The 13,987-nt window shown below is 71.4% G+C and carries 14 protein-coding genes; 11 read left to right on the top strand and 3 right to left on the bottom strand.

From position 1 onward, the window contains the following. Window positions 1–52 precede the first annotated feature (52 nt). On the bottom strand, window positions 53–814 hold the full coding sequence (locus C503_RS0131355; protein WP_156893643.1) for a hypothetical protein: 762 nt from the start codon (window positions 812–814) through the stop codon (window positions 53–55). 198 nt (window positions 815–1,012) lie between these two features. Between C503_RS0131355 and C503_RS0131350 the strand changes: the two genes are divergently transcribed. Together C503_RS0131350 and C503_RS0131345 are read left to right on the top strand one after the other, a co-directional pair. Further along, window positions 1,013–1,462, top strand: a complete 450-nt coding sequence (locus C503_RS0131350; RefSeq protein ID WP_018686192.1) for a MarR family winged helix-turn-helix transcriptional regulator — start codon at window positions 1,013–1,015, stop codon at window positions 1,460–1,462. Window positions 1,463–1,586: 124 nt separating this feature from the next. Beyond that, window positions 1,587–1,862 (top strand): hypothetical protein, encoded by a 276-nt coding sequence (locus C503_RS0131345; protein WP_156893642.1) that lies wholly within the window; start codon window positions 1,587–1,589, stop codon window positions 1,860–1,862. A 9-nt stretch (window positions 1,863–1,871) separates the two neighbouring features. On the opposite strand, the gene C503_RS0131340 is transcribed toward C503_RS0131345, so the two are convergent. After that, window positions 1,872–2,300: a B-4DMT family transporter gene (locus C503_RS0131340; protein WP_018686190.1), complete on the bottom strand. Its 429-nt coding sequence runs from the start codon at window positions 2,298–2,300 to the stop codon at window positions 1,872–1,874. Between the two features lie 261 nt (window positions 2,301–2,561). Here C503_RS0131340 and efp point away from each other — a divergent pair, with 261 nt between their 5' ends. Further along, window positions 2,562–3,125 (top strand): elongation factor P, encoded by a 564-nt coding sequence (gene efp / locus C503_RS0131335; RefSeq protein WP_018686189.1) that lies wholly within the window; start codon window positions 2,562–2,564, stop codon window positions 3,123–3,125. A gap of 1 nt (window position 3,126) precedes the next feature. Beyond that, a complete protein-coding gene (gene nusB / locus C503_RS0131330) occupies window positions 3,127–3,546 on the top strand; it encodes a transcription antitermination factor NusB (RefSeq protein ID WP_026316886.1) in 420 nt (139 codons plus the stop codon). A 505-nt stretch (window positions 3,547–4,051) separates the two neighbouring features. On the opposite strand, the gene bldD is transcribed toward nusB, so the two are convergent. Beyond that, window positions 4,052–4,540 carry a transcriptional regulator BldD gene (gene bldD / locus C503_RS0131325; RefSeq protein WP_018686187.1) on the bottom strand — a complete coding sequence of 163 codons (489 nt, stop codon included), beginning with the start codon at window positions 4,538–4,540 and terminating at the stop codon, window positions 4,052–4,054. A 253-nt stretch (window positions 4,541–4,793) separates the two neighbouring features. Between bldD and pyrR the strand changes: the two genes are divergently transcribed. From pyrR to pyrF, 7 genes are read left to right on the top strand one after another with little or no spacing between them, the layout of a single operon-like run. Then, entirely contained in the window at window positions 4,794–5,384 is a 591-nt protein-coding gene (gene pyrR, locus C503_RS0131320; protein WP_018686186.1) for a bifunctional pyr operon transcriptional regulator/uracil phosphoribosyltransferase PyrR, read from the top strand. Continuing rightward, window positions 5,381–6,331: an aspartate carbamoyltransferase catalytic subunit gene (locus tag C503_RS0131315; RefSeq protein WP_018686185.1), complete on the top strand. Its 951-nt coding sequence runs from the start codon at window positions 5,381–5,383 to the stop codon at window positions 6,329–6,331. Before pyrR ends, C503_RS0131315 begins: the two co-directional genes overlap by 4 nt. Beyond that, entirely contained in the window at window positions 6,328–7,617 is a 1,290-nt protein-coding gene (locus C503_RS0131310) for a dihydroorotase (protein ID WP_018686184.1), read from the top strand. Before C503_RS0131315 ends, C503_RS0131310 begins: the two co-directional genes overlap by 4 nt. After that, complete coding sequence (locus C503_RS0131305; protein ID WP_018686183.1) at window positions 7,614–8,165, top strand: PH-like domain-containing protein; 552 nt, start codon at window positions 7,614–7,616, stop codon at window positions 8,163–8,165. Before C503_RS0131310 ends, C503_RS0131305 begins: the two co-directional genes overlap by 4 nt. Further along, window positions 8,158–9,357, top strand: a complete 1,200-nt coding sequence (gene carA / locus C503_RS0131300; protein WP_018686182.1) for a glutamine-hydrolyzing carbamoyl-phosphate synthase small subunit — start codon at window positions 8,158–8,160, stop codon at window positions 9,355–9,357. Before C503_RS0131305 ends, carA begins: the two co-directional genes overlap by 8 nt. Then, entirely contained in the window at window positions 9,358–12,687 is a 3,330-nt protein-coding gene (gene carB / locus C503_RS0131295; protein WP_018686181.1) for a carbamoyl-phosphate synthase large subunit, read from the top strand. Then, window positions 12,684–13,517, top strand: a complete 834-nt coding sequence (gene pyrF, locus C503_RS0131290) for an orotidine-5'-phosphate decarboxylase (protein WP_018686180.1) — start codon at window positions 12,684–12,686, stop codon at window positions 13,515–13,517. The genes carB and pyrF overlap by 4 nt, the downstream gene beginning before the upstream one ends. The last annotated feature ends 470 nt before the right edge of the window (window positions 13,518–13,987 follow it).

Genomic DNA, 13,987 nt, shown 5'->3' with positions numbered 1-13,987 from the left:
GAACATCCACGACCTCGGCCGACTGTCCGACCGCGACAGTCCGGAAGGCGGCTCAGGACACCGTGATCGGCAGCCCCTGGCGCGGGATCTCCACGGTCCGCGCCTCGGCCCCGCCGATGATCACGGCCGCCAGCTCGGCGGGCAGCTCGATGCCGCCGTCGTGCGGGTCCATCGAGGCGGACAGGCTCTCGACCAGGTTCGCCGGGGCCGGGGCCTCCTTGACCTGGATGATGTCCGCCGGTTCGCCCGCCGCGCCCGGCGCGGTGACCGAGCCGCTGAACCGGCCGCTCCAGTCCACGATGACGAGGCCGGACAGCGAGTAGACGTACAGGAACTCGCCCTCGACCGTGCGCAGCGACGGGATCAGCTCCAGCCACATCATCTTCCCGACCGGGATGGTGACCTCCACGTCCTGCACGTACTCCCGCTCGCTGTCCCACGGGATGTCGAACGCCGAGGTGACCGTCTCCTTCATCACGTCGAAGAACTCGGCCTCCAGCGTGTGCGACATCGACATCGTGGTCGAGGTGCCGATCTTCTCCCGGCCGCTGAGGGTGCGCTGGATCGCCACCGGGGTGTCGTTGATGACGATCTTCGAGATGGCCCTTGGCTGGCCGTGGCTGTAGCGCATGGTCTGCGGCCTGCCCAGCACGCCGTGCCAGACGGTGCCCTCGCGCTGCAGGTGCCAGGACTCGGGGCGGACGGTGTTCGGGTTGATCACGGGCAGGAGGTCGGTGTCCTTGGGGTCGATTCCGAGCCTGCGCAGCTGTGCGTCGATGGACGTGGTGTCCGGTGACCGTTCCGGCATTGCCACGGGAACCTCCTGGGCGAATCGGCGTTCGGGGACTCTCTCGGAGGGTCGCCTCGTACCGGTCCCGGCGCATCCCGGTTCGCCGGAATCCATGACATCGGGGGATTTGAGGTCACTCCGCGTATGTCTGCGAGCCACTCAACCCGGCATATAGACAGCTCAGACTGGACAGTTCGGCCTGTCGAACCTACCGTCGAACCCATGACGGCGGACCACGACGAGCTCCCCGACTCCGCGGTGCGGTCCGCGCGCGAGCTCCGGGCGTTGTTCAGCAGGCTGCGCACCGGCCTGCGCGGGGTCGCCGACACGCACGACCTGACCCCGTCCCAGGCGGCCGTGCTGAGCAGGTTGGACAAACAGGGCGTCTCGTCCACGAGCGTGCTCGCCGCCGCCGAGCGGGTCCGACCGCAGTCCATGGCGGCCACCGTCGCCGGGCTGGAGAAGCAGGGACTCGTCCAGCGCGAGCCGGACCCCGAGGACGGGCGCCGACAGCTGATCACGCTCACCGAGGCGGGTCGGAACCGGATCGAGGGCGACCGACAGGCCCGCCGCGAGTGGCTCGCCCGCGCGTTCGGCGAGCAGTTCACCGAGGGTGAGCGACAGGAGGTCCTGAGGGCCCTGTCCCTGCTGGCACGGCTCACCCAATCGTGAAGTCCGCGCTCGCCCGATCGGGTGGTCTAGACCGCGGGCCCCGATACCCGCGTTCGCGGCTGCGGCAATGGGCTACGCGACAGCCACGCCGCCCTGGTGACGGCGAGCTGTCAGGTCGGGAACGATGCCGGGCGGGGAAGAGTGGGGCGGGCGGCGGGAGGAATCGAACACAGTGCTGCCCGGCATCGGCACCTGCGCGGGCTATCCCGCCGCCAGGTCGGTGATCCGCGCGGAGAGTGAACGCACCGGTCGGGACAGTCCCAGCGGGATTCTCACGCTGCTGTCGGCCACCGCGCAGACGATCCTCGTGATCGGACCGACGTCGGGCGGCCTGCAGAACGGCGTCCTCGGCCTGGACGGCACCCCGCACACCACCGCCGACGTCCGCGCGTTGGTTTGATCTCTCCCACTAGCGCACGTCGTGCGGGCGAGGCTCCTCGTCCGCACGACGGCGGTCCAGCCGGGGGCCCACCAGCAGGCCGAGTCCGGCCGGGACCAGGACCAGCAGCGCGGTGAACGCGGCCCCGCCGGTCAACGCCGAACCCAGCGAACTGACCCCGGTCTGATCCACGAACACCGCTCGACCGAGCACGCCCAACACCGCCGAACCCCAGCCCGCGACCAGCGCCGCGAACACCCAGACCCGACCGCGATCAGGCACGTCCTGCCAACCGTCCACCGCCGCCCACACCGCCGCGACCCCGACCACGAGCCCCAACGCCAGGGCCTCCACCGTCGACCAGCCGACCGGATCGCCCGCCTTGAGCGCGGCGACCGCCACCGCCACCACGGCGTGCACGACCGCCGACACCGCACCCCGCCACACCCAGCGCGTCATCCCGCCCTCTTCCCGCCCCGGCGCGGACCCGGGGAACACGGCCCGGCCGGGCGCTTGTTACCCCAGGGTAGGCTCGTGGCCGGAGGTCCATGAGGTGCCGGGTCACGCGCGGAAGCGGCGACGGTACACTTTCCGCCGGAATGGCGGTCACCGTCGCGGTCACCGAGCTCCCGCGCTGACCCACCAAGCAGCTCACGGTCGTCACACGGACCCGCCCGGGGACCGTCGGCATCCCGTGCGGACATACAGGAGATCCAGCCAGTGGCCTCGACCAACGACCTGAAGAACGGCCTGGTGCTCAACCTTGAGGGCCAGCTGTGGACCGTCGTCGAGTTCCAGCACGTGAAACCCGGCAAGGGCCCCGCGTTCGTGCGGACCAAGCTCAAGCACGTGCTGACCGGCAAGGTCGTCGACAAGACGTTCAACGCGGGCGTCAAGGTCGAGACGGCCACCGTCGACCGGCGTGACATGACCTACCTGTACAACGACGGCTCCGAGTACGTGTTCATGGACGGCGACACCTACGAGCAGATCAACATCACCGCCGAGGTGGTCGGCGAGCAGTCCCGGTTCCTGCTGGAGAACAGCTCGGTGACGGTCTCCTCGCACGAAGGCGCGCCGCTGTTCATCGAACTGCCCACCTCGGTCGAGCTGGTCATCAAGCACACCGACCCCGGCCTGCAGGGCGACCGCTCCACCGGCGGCACCAAGCCCGCCACGCTGGAGACCGACGCCGAGATCCAGGTGCCGCTGTTCGTGACCACCGGCGAGAAGGTCAAGGTCGACACCCGCGACGGCCGGTACCTCGGCCGCGTCTCCTCCTGACGTGGGGGCGCGCAGCAAAGCCCGTAAACGGGCGGTGGACCTTCTGTTCGAGGCCGCCGTCCGCGACTCCGACCCGGTGACCCTGCTGGCCGACCGGGTCGGCTCCCCGGACGTCCCCCCGGTCAACGACTACACCGTGACCCTGGTGGAAGGCGTCACCAAGCACCGGGTCCGCATCGACGAACTGCTCACCGAACACGCCGAGGGCTGGACCCTGGCCCGCATGCCCGCCGTCGACCTGGCCGTCCTGCGACTGGGCCTGTACGAACTGCTGTGGGCGACCGACGTACCGGACGCGGTGGCCATCGACGAGGCCGTCCAACTGGCCAAGTCCTTGTCCACGGACGACTCGCCCCGGTTCGTGAACGGCGTACTCGGCCGCATCGGCGGCATCGCCGACCGGCTGCGCGCGACTCTCTAGCCGTTGGCTCGGGACGACCCCTGCCTCGCCTGAGGCGGGGGTCGTTCTGTATTCGGCGGGTTGTGGGTGCCCGAGTCCCGTTGCGGGCCGCACACGCGACATCCGGCCGTCGCAATGGCCATCCCACGTCGCGCCATCTGCTCCTGCGCGCAGCGGAGCCTCCTTGCCGCCCCGAGCCGCCCGCCCCGGGTCATCCGCCCCACGAACACCCCGGCCCTGAGCCACCCCGCCCCGAGCCATTCCGCCCCGCGGCCACTCCGCCCCGCGGCGCGGACACCCCAGCTCGTGGACTCCGCCCACCGGAACTCTCCGCGCTGCGGGCGCTCAGCGGCCCGTGGAAGCGGCGAAGGCCCCCGGCCCATCCCAGATGCGCGGACAGTCCGTGAGAGGCGTCATGAAGCGGTGGGCAGCGCCAGGAGTGTCCCCGGCGGCCGGGCGCGGCCGTCAGGACGCGGAACACCCGACCGGGCAGCATCCCCGTCTGCCTGGTCGGGTGTCGACGAACCTAGTCCTCCTTGGACGGGCGCGCCTCGGGGGGCAGCACGCCCCAGTCGATGAGCTGCTCGGTGAGCTCGCCGGGGGTCATGTCGTAGATGATGGCCAGCGAGCGGAGGTCCTCGGTGCGGATGGACAGGACCTTGCCGTTGTAGTCGCCGCGCTGGCTCTGGATCGTGGCGGCGTAGCGGGCGAGCGGGCCCACCTTCTCCGCGGGCAGCTGTTGCAGCCGCTCCAGGTTGATCACGATCTTGGTGGCCGGTTCGGCGCCGGACGGGACGCGGCCCTCGGGCAGGAGTTCCACCACCGGAACGCCGTAGAAGTCCGCGAGTTCGGCCAGCTTCTGGACGGTGACGGCGCGGTCGCCGCGCTCGTACGAGCCGACCACGACGGCCTTCCAGCGGCCACCGGACTTCTGCTCGACGCCGTGCAGCGACAGCCCCTGCTGCTGGCGGATGGCGCGGAGCTTGGCCCCAAGCGCCTTGGCGTAGTCGCCCATGCGGCGGTTCTCCATTCGTTCGCCCCGTCGGCGCTAAGGACTGCCGCGGGTCAGGTCAAATCAACACGCAGAGTAATGGTTACCCACAGTTGTCACCAGGTCAAGCCGGTACCGTCCACAGGCTTCGACAAAGCGACGCACACCACCCGCCGGAAGCCCCGCGCGCGCCTGGTACCGTCGGGTCGACCCCAGGTCAGAGGGGTCGCCAGACACCTTTAACGACCCGTCCGGCGAGGCGGGGAAGGAGTCCTCCGTGCCGTCGCGACCTCGTGGCGCGCCGGAACCGGCGGAGCGGCGCGAGCTGCTCTCGGCCGGTGACGTCGCGCGCACCATCGCCCGAATGGCCCATCAGGTCATCGAGAAGACCTCGCTCGGCGCGTCCGACTCGCGCCCGGTCGTGTTGCTGGGCATCCCCACCCGTGGCGCCCCGTTGGCCGCCCGGCTGGCCGAGCGGGTGGCCGAGTTCAGCGATGTCCGGCTGCCCGTCGGCACCCTCGACGTCACGCTCTACCGCGACGACCTGCGCCGCAAGCCCACCCGCCCGCTCGGCCAGACCGCGCTGCCGTCCGGCGGGATCGAGGACGCGCTGGTCGTGCTGGTCGATGACGTGCTCTTCTCCGGCCGCACCATCCGCGCCGCGCTCGACGCCCTGCGCGACGTCGGCCGCCCGCGCGCGGTGCAGCTGGCCGTGCTGATCGACCGCGGCCACCGCGAATTGCCCATCCGCGCCGACTACGTGGGCAAGAACGTGCCCACCGCGCGTTCCGAGGAGGTCCACGTCCTGTTGGCCGAGACCGACGGCCGCGACGCCGTCCAGCTCCACCGCGTCGGCGAGGTGGGATGAAACACCTGCTGACCACCGACGGGCTGGACGTGGACACCGCGCGCGCGATCCTGGACACCGCCGAAGGCCTCAAGGGCACGCTGCTCGGCCGTGAGGTGAAGAAGCTGCCGACGCTGCGCGGCCGCACCGTGATCACCCTGTTCTACGAGGACTCCACCCGCACCAGGGTGTCCTTCGAGATCGCGGGCAAGTGGATGAGCGCGGACGTGGTGAACGTGTCCGCGGGCGGTTCCTCGGTCAAGAAGGGCGAGTCGCTGCGGGACACCGCGCTGACCCTGGCCGCCGCGGGCGCCGACTGCGTGATCGTCCGGCACCCGGCCTCGGGCGCCGCGCACCGGCTGGCGAGCTGGCTGTCGCACACCGACACCTGCGTGGTCAACGCGGGCGACGGCACCCACGAGCACCCCACCCAGGCGCTGTTGGACATGGCGACCCTGCGCGAGCGGCTCGGCGGCGTCGAGGGCAGGCGGATCGGGATCGTCGGCGACGTGCTGCACAGCCGGGTCGCCCGGTCGAACGTGCACCTGCTGACCTCGTTCGGCGCGGACGTCGTGCTGATCGCCCCGCCGACGCTGCTGCCCACCGGCGTGGCCGACTGGCCGGTGGGTCCGGCGGGCTCGCTCACCGTCTCGCACGCGTTGGACCCCGAACTGCCCACTTTGGACGCCGTGATGATGTTGCGCGTGCAGGCCGAACGCATGCACGGCGGGTTCTTCCCGTCCGCGCGCGAGTACTCGATCGCCTACGGCCTCAACGAGGCGCGCGCGTCGCTGCTGCCGGAGCACGCGGTCGTGCTGCACCCGGGACCGATGCTGCGCGGCATGGAGATCTCCGCCACGGTCGCGGACTCCCCCCGAGCGGCGATTACCCAACAGGTCAACAACGGTGTGCATGTCCGCATGGCGGTGCTCTACCACCTGCTAGCCGGAGAGGAGGACGCGGCGTGAGCGCGTTGATCATTCGTGGCGTCCGGCCCTACGGCGAGGGCGAGCCCGTCGACCTCACCGTCCACAACGGAGTCATCACGGCCATCGGGTCCACAAGCGACACCGACGCCGAGGTCATCGACGCAGGCGGCCTGGTCGCGCTGCCCGGCTTCGTGGACCTGCACACGCACCTGCGCGAGCCGGGCCGCGAGGACACCGAGACCATCGAGACCGGCTCCCGCGCCGCCGCGCTCGGCGGGTACACCGCCGTGTTCGCCATGGCCAACACCGACCCGGTGGCCGACAACGCCGTGGTCGTCGAGCACGTCTGGCGGCGCGGCCGGGAGGTCGGTCTGGTCGACGTGCACCCGGTCGGCGCGGTCACCGTCGGTCTCCAGGGCGAGCGCCTGGCCGAGCTCGGCACGATGGCCCGCTCGGCCGCGGGCGTCCGGGTCTTCTCCGACGACGGTCTCTGCGTCGCCGACCCGCTGATCATGCGCCGGGCCCTGGAGTACACCAAGGCGCTGGACGCGGTGATCGCCCAACACGCCGAGGAGCCCCGGCTCACCGTCGGCGCCCAGGCGCACGAGGGCGAGACGGCCGCCCGGCTGGGTCTCGCGGGCTGGCCCGCGGTCGCCGAGGAGTCCATCGTCGCCCGCGACTGCCTGCTGGCCAGGCACGTCGGCGCCCGGCTGCACGTCTGCCACGTGTCCACCGCGGGCACCGCCGACATCCTGCGCTGGGCGAAGGCGCGCGGCACGCGGGTCTCGGCCGAGGTCACCCCGCACCACCTGCTGCTCGACGACGAGCGGCTGACCGGTTACGACCCGGTCAACAAGGTCAACCCGCCGCTGCGCACCGCCGCCGACGCGGCCGCGCTGCGCCAGGCCCTGGCCGACGGCACGCTCGACTGCGTGGCCACCGACCACGCCCCGCACGCCGCCCAGGACAAGGACTGCGAGTGGTCCGCCGCCCGGCCCGGCATGCTCGGCCTGCAGACCGCGCTGCCGATCGTGGTCGCCACCATGGTCGAACCCGGCCTGCTCGACTGGCGCGGCGTCGCGCGGGTGATGAGCGAGCGCCCGGCCGAGATCGCGGGCCTGCCCGACCAGGGCCGTCCGATCGCGGTGGGCGAGCCCGCGACGCTGACCCTGGTCGACCCGGCGGGCCGCTGGACCGTGCGCGGCGCCGACCTGGCCAGCATCGCGGTGAACACGCCCTACGAGGGCATGGAGCTGCCCGGCACGGTCGTGGCCACGCTGCTGCGCGGCGTCGTCACCGCCCGGGACGGGAAGGCCACCGCGTGAACCGGACGACCCTGACACTGCTGTTCGCGGCACTGCTGGTGCTGCTGGTCCTGCTCATGTGGGTCGGCTACCGCAACCGTGCCCGCCGCCAGGCCAAGGTGCTGCCCCCGCTGCCGACCGCTCCCGAGGCGGTAGTGACCGCGGTACGCGAGGGCACGGTGGCTTCGCTGCTCCCGCCCAGCACGGGCGTCTACGCGAGCACGGTCACCGGCGCGAGCTGGCAGGACCGCGTGGCTGTCGGCGATGTCGGCTTCCGCGCCGACGCCACCGCCCACCTGCTGCCCGACGGCCTGCTGTTCGACCGCGTCGGTGCCCGGCCGGTGTGGATCCCGGCCGGGTCGGTGCGCGCGGCCAGGACCGAGGCGGGCATCGCCGGGAAGGTGCTGGGCGGCGACGGCCTGCTGGTCGTGCGCTGGGAGGTCGACGGGCAGGAGTTCGACACCGGCTTCCGCGCCGACGACAAGGACGACTACCGGACCTGGGTGCCCGCCCTGCGCGCCCTGAGCCCGGACCAGAACCCGACCCCGGAAGGACGAGACGGTGAGTGACACAGGCACGAGGACCGCTGCCGCGCTGGTCCTGGAGGACGGCAGGGTGTTCCGCGGCGAGGCGTTCGGCGCCGTCGGCGCCACCTTCGGCGAGGTGGTGTTCTGCACCGCCATGACCGGCTACCAGGAGACCCTGACCGACCCCTCCTACCACCGCCAGATCGTGGTGGCCACGGCCCCGCAGATCGGCAACACCGGCTGGAACGACGAGGACGACGAGTCGGGCCGGATCTGGGTGTCCGGCTACGTGGTGCGCGACCCCGCGCGGGTGCCGTCGAACTGGCGCGCCACCCGCTCGCTGGACGACGAGCTGGTCGCCCAGGACGTGGTCGGCATCAGCGGCGTCGACACCCGCTCGCTGACCCGCCACCTGCGCGAACGCGGCGCCATGCGGGCCGGGGTGTTCTCCGGCGACGCCCTGGTGACGCCCGAGGCGATGGTCGCGCGCGTGCTGGAGAGCCCCGGCATGGTCGGCGCCGAGCTGGCGAGCGAGGTGAGCACGAAGCAGACCTACGTCGTGCCCGCCGACGGCGAGCGCCGGTTCCGGGTCGCCGCGCTGGACCTGGGCATCAAGTCCAACACGCCGCGGATGATGGCCGCCCGCGGCATCGAGACGCACGTGCTGCCCGCGACCAGCTCCCTGGACGAGCTGCTCGCGGTCGAGGCCGACGGCGTCTTCCTGTCCAACGGCCCCGGCGACCCGGCCACCACCGACCACGCGGTGGCGCTCACGAAGGGCGTGCTGGAGCGGAGAGTCCCGCTGTTCGGCATCTGCTTCGGCAACCAGATCCTGGGCCGCGCCCTGGGCCTTGGCACCTACAAACTGCGCTACGGCCACCGCGGCATCAACATCCCGGTGATCGACATCGCCACCGGCGCGGTCGCGATCACCGCGCAGAACCACGGTTTCGCGCTGGAAGGCGAGCCCGGCAAGGACTTCGACACCCCGTTCGGCAAGGCCACCGTGAGCCACTACTGCCCGAACGACGACTGCGTCGAAGGTGTCCGGGCCCTGGAGGTCCCCGCGTTCTCCGTGCAGTACCACCCTGAAGCGGCGGCCGGTCCGCACGACGCCGCCAACCTGTTCGACCAGTTCGTGAGCTTGATGGAGGTCCGGTTGCGAGACAATGCCCTTCCCTCGCGAGCGGGCCGACCGGGTGCGGGTGTCCCGCAGGACGGGGAGGCGAAGTAGATGCCCAAACGGGACGACATCAAGCATGTGCTGGTGATCGGCTCCGGGCCGATCGTCATCGGCCAGGCCTGCGAGTTCGACTACTCCGGCACCCAGGCCTGCCGCGTCCTGCGGGCCGAGGGCCTGCGGGTCAGCCTGGTCAACTCCAACCCGGCCACGATCATGACCGACCCGGAGTTCGCCGACGCCACCTACATCGAGCCGATCACGCCCGACTTCGTGGAGAAGGTCATCGCAGCGGAGTTGAACGCAGGGCGGCCCGTCGACACGATCTTGGCCACTCTGGGCGGGCAGACCGCGCTCAACACGGCCGTCGCGCTGCACGATCGCGGCGTGCTGGAGAAGTACGGCGTCGAGCTGATCGGCGCCGACATCGACGCCATCCAGCGCGGCGAGGACCGGCAGAAGTTCAAGGACATCGTCGCCGAGATCGGCGCCGAGACCCCGCGCAGCCGTGTCTGCCACTCCATGGACGAGGTCCGTGACACCGTCGACGAGCTCGGCCTGCCGGTCGTCATCCGGCCCTCGTTCACCATGGGCGGCCTGGGCTCCGGCATGGCGCACACCCCCGCCCAGCTCGAACTGCTCGCCGCCACCGGCCTCGCCGAGAGCCCGGTCACCGAGGTGCTCATCGAGGAGAGCGTGCTCGGCTGGAAGGAGTACGAGCTGGAGCTGATGCGCGACCGGCAGGACAACGTCGTGGTCATCTGCTCCATCGAGAACATCGACCCGATGGGCGTGCACACCGGCGACTCGGTGACCGTCGCGCCCGCGATGACCCTCACCGACCGCGAGTACCAGCACATGCGGGACGTGGGCATCGACGTGCTGCGCGCGGTCGGCGTGGACACCGGCGGCTGCAACATCCAGTTCGCCATCCACCCGGACACCGGCCGCATGGTCGTGATCGAGATGAACCCGCGGGTGTCCCGCTCCAGCGCGCTGGCCTCCAAGGCCACCGGCTTCCCGATCGCCAAGATCGCGGCCAAGCTGGCCATCGGCTACACCCTGGACGAGATCCGCAACGACATCACCGGCGAGACCCCGGCCTCGTTCGAGCCGACCCTGGACTACGTCGTGGTCAAGGTGCCCCGGTTCGCCTTCGAGAAGTTCCCCGGCGCCGACCCGACGCTGACCACCACCATGAAGTCGGTCGGCGAGGCCATGTCCATCGGCCGCAACTTCGTCGAGGCGCTCGGCAAGGCGCTGCGCTCGATGGAGACCAAGGCCGCCGGGTTCTGGACCACGCCCGACCCGGCCGCGGTCACCCTGGAGTCCACGCTGGACGCGCTGCGCGTCGGGCACGACGGCCGCCTCTACACCGTGGAGCGGGCGCTGCGCCTGGGCGCCACCGTCGAGCAGGTGCACGAGGCCTCCGGCATCGACCCGTGGTTCGTCGACCAGATCGCCTCCCTGGTGGAGCTGCGCGGCGAGATCGAGGACGCGCCGGTGCTGGACGAGCCGCTGCTGCGCCGGGCCAAGCGCTCCGGCTTCTCCGACCGGCAGATCGCCGCGCTGCGCCCCGAGCTGGCGGGCGAGGACGGCGTGCGCAGCCTGCGGCACCGGCTGAGCGTCCGCCCGGTCTACAAGACGGTCGACACCTGCGCGGCCGAGTTCGCCGCGCGCACCCCGTACCACTACTCGGCCTACGAGCTCGACCCCGCGGCCGAGACCGAGGTGACCGCCCAGCAGGACAAGCCCAAGGTGCTGATCCTGGGCTCCGGCCCGAACCGCATCGGCCAGGGCATCGAGTTCGACTACTCGTGCGTGCACGCGGCCATGGCGCTGCGCGCGGCCGGGTACGAGACGGTGATGGTCAACTGCAACCCGGAGACCGTCTCCACCGACTACGACACCTCCGACCGGCTCTACTTCGAGCCGCTCACCTTCGAGGACGTGCTAGAGGTCGTGCACGCCGAGCAGGTGTCCGGCACGGTCGCGGGCGTGATCGTGCAGCTGGGCGGGCAGACCCCGCTCGGCCTGGCGCAGCGGCTGGCGGACGTGGGCGTGCCGGTCGTCGGCACCCCGCCGGAGGCCATCCATCTGGCCGAGGACCGGGGCAAGTTCGGCGAGGTGCTCACCTTGGCGGGCCTGCCCGCGCCCAAGTACGGCACGGCCACCTCGTTCGCGGGGGCCAAGCGCATCGCCGACGAGATCGGCTACCCGGTGCTGGTGCGGCCCTCGTACGTGCTCGGCGGGCGCGGCATGGAGATCGTCTACGACGAGCAGACCCTGGCAGGCTACATCGAGCGCGCCACCGAGGTCAGCCCCGAGCACCCGGTCCTGGTCGACCGCTTCCTCGACGACGCCATCGAGATCGACGTCGACGCGCTGTGCGACGGCACCGAGGTCTACCTGGGCGGCGTCATGGAGCACATCGAGGAGGCGGGCATCCACTCCGGCGACTCCTCCTGCGCGCTGCCGCCGATCACCCTGGGCCGTACCGACCTGGAGGCCGTCCGCCGCTCCACCGAGGCCATCGCGTTCGGCGTCGGCGTGCGCGGGCTGCTGAACGTGCAGTACGCGCTCAAGGACGACGTGCTCTACGTGCTGGAGGCCAACCCCCGCGCCTCGCGCACGGTGCCGTTCGTGTCCAAGGCCACCGCGGCCCCGCTGGCCAAGGCCGCCGCGCGGATCATGCTCGGCGCCACCATCGCGGAGCTGCGCGCCGAGGGCCTGCTGCCCGCCACCGGCGACGGCGCGGAGCTGCCGTCCGGCGCGCCGGTCGCGGTCAAGGAGGCCGTGCTGCCGTTCCACCGGTTCCGGACCCCGGAGGGCCAGGGCGTCGACTCGCTGCTCGGCCCGGAGATGAAGTCCACCGGCGAGGTCATGGGCATCGACGCCTCGTTCGGCAAGGCGTTCGCCAAGTCGCAGACCGCGTCCTACGGCTCGCTGCCCACCTCGGGCCGGGTGTTCGTGTCGGTCGCCAACCGGGACAAGCGGGCCATGGTGTTCCCGGTCAAGCGGCTCGCGGACCTGGGCTTCGAGGTGCTGGCCACCTCCGGCACCGCCGAGGTGCTGCGCCGCAACGGCATCCCGTGCACGGTCGTGCGCAAGCACTTCGAGGGCGCGGACAACATCGTCGACCTGATCCGCGAGGGCGGGGTCGACATGGTCATCAACACCCCGTACGGCAACCACGGCCCGCGCGTGGACGGCTACGAGATCCGCACGGCGGCCGTGTCCCGCGACATCCCCTGCGTCACCACCATCCAGGGCGCGGCGGCCGCGGTGCACGGAATCGAGGCACTGATCCGCGACGACATCGGCGTCCAGCCGTTGCAGGCGTTGCAGGAGGCCCTGCGCGCGGACTGGGCGGCGCGGTCGTGACCGGTTTCGGTTCGCGGCTGGTGTCGTCGGTCGCCGCACGCGGGTCGTTGTGCGTGGGCATCGACCCGCATCCGGGGCTGCTGGACCAGTGGGGACTGCCTCGGGATGTGTCGGGGCTGGAGCGGTTCGCGCTGACGTGCGTGGAGGCGTTGGCAGGGGAGGTCTCGGTACTCAAGCCGCAGTCCGCGTTTTTCGAGGCTTACGGGTCTCGGGGCGTGGCGGTGTTGGAGCGGGTGATCGCCGATGCCCGGTCGTTGGGGGCGTTGGTGCTGCTCGACGTCAAGCGGGGGGATATCGGCTCGACGATGTCGGCTTATGCGGCCGCTTATCTGTCGGACGGGTCACCTCTCGCGGCGGACGCGGTGACGTTGTCGCCGTATCTGGGGTTCGGGTCTCTCTCCCCGGCCCTGGACGAGGCCGCGCGGACTGGTCGGGGGGTGTTCGTGCTCGCGCGGACCTCGAACCCGGAGGGCGCGAGCGTCCAACAGGCCCGGGTGGATGATCGCTCGGTGGCCCAGTCGGTGGTCGACGCGGCCGCCGAACACAACGCGGGAGCGTCCCCGCTGGGCTCGGTGGGCCTCGTGATCGGTGCGACGGTGGCCGAAGTCGATCTTGACCTGTCGGCGCTCAACGGCCCGATCCTGGCGCCCGGGGTGGGCGCCCAGGGCGCGGGGGTCGAGGACCTGGCCCGCGTCTTCGGGTCTGCCCTGCCGCACGTGCTGCCGACCAGTTCGCGGGACATCCTCCGCCACGGACCAGACCCGGCATCCCTGCGCACGGCAGCCCTGACCGTCCGCGACACCCTGGCGGCCATCGCAGGCCGACCGTAGTCCCGCCATGTGGACGTAAGGCCGGGTCCGGCACATCGCCGGACCCGGCCTGTGCGTGTGCACCATGCCGTGTGTGATCCACACGACGGCGGTGGCACCGGAACCGGCGAGAAACCGCCGAGAACCGAGAACGACACTTCGTCCGCCGTCTCCGGCTGCCCGGAAAACGCACGGGAGAACGCACCGGTAAACGCGTGTTCGGGGATCTTCGAAAGGCCCCGGAAAGACCCGCCGGATGCCCGATTCGGGCCCTCCGGTGCCTCGGCGCGCGTCTGTGCAGGTAGACGCGGGGTTGACGGCGCTGGGCCGACCGGGTGGGCGGGGACGTGGCACAGGCGACACTTTCGCGAACCGTTCGGCATCGATCGCGCTGGGTAATCCTCGGAGTGACGGCCGACACGGGGTTATACTCGCAGGTCAGCGGCCCGGGATCACGCGCCGTTGATCAACTTCTGGTTGCCGGTCACGGT

The organism is Actinokineospora enzanensis DSM 44649 (genome assembly GCF_000374445.1).
Taxonomy (GTDB): Bacteria; Actinomycetota; Actinomycetes; order Mycobacteriales; family Pseudonocardiaceae; genus Actinokineospora; species Actinokineospora enzanensis.
This window is presented reverse-complemented; position numbering and strand designations above follow the sequence as displayed.

What these genes read in the sequence shown, in the direction of transcription:
- C503_RS0131350 (WP_018686192.1), top strand. Translation starts at nt 1,013, where the DNA reads ATGACGGCGGACCACGACGAGCTCCCCGACTCCGCGGTGCGGTCCGCG.
- C503_RS0131345 (WP_156893642.1), top strand. Translation starts at nt 1,587, where the DNA reads ATGCCGGGCGGGGAAGAGTGGGGCGGGCGGCGGGAGGAATCGAACACA.
- C503_RS0131340 (WP_018686190.1), bottom strand. Translation starts at nt 2,300, where the DNA reads ATGACGCGCTGGGTGTGGCGGGGTGCGGTGTCGGCGGTCGTGCACGCC.
- bldD (WP_018686187.1), bottom strand. Translation starts at nt 4,540, where the DNA reads ATGGGCGACTACGCCAAGGCGCTTGGGGCCAAGCTCCGCGCCATCCGC.
- C503_RS0131315 (WP_018686185.1), top strand. Translation starts at nt 5,381, where the DNA reads ATGAAACACCTGCTGACCACCGACGGGCTGGACGTGGACACCGCGCGC.
- carB (WP_018686181.1), top strand. Translation starts at nt 9,358, where the DNA reads ATGCCCAAACGGGACGACATCAAGCATGTGCTGGTGATCGGCTCCGGG.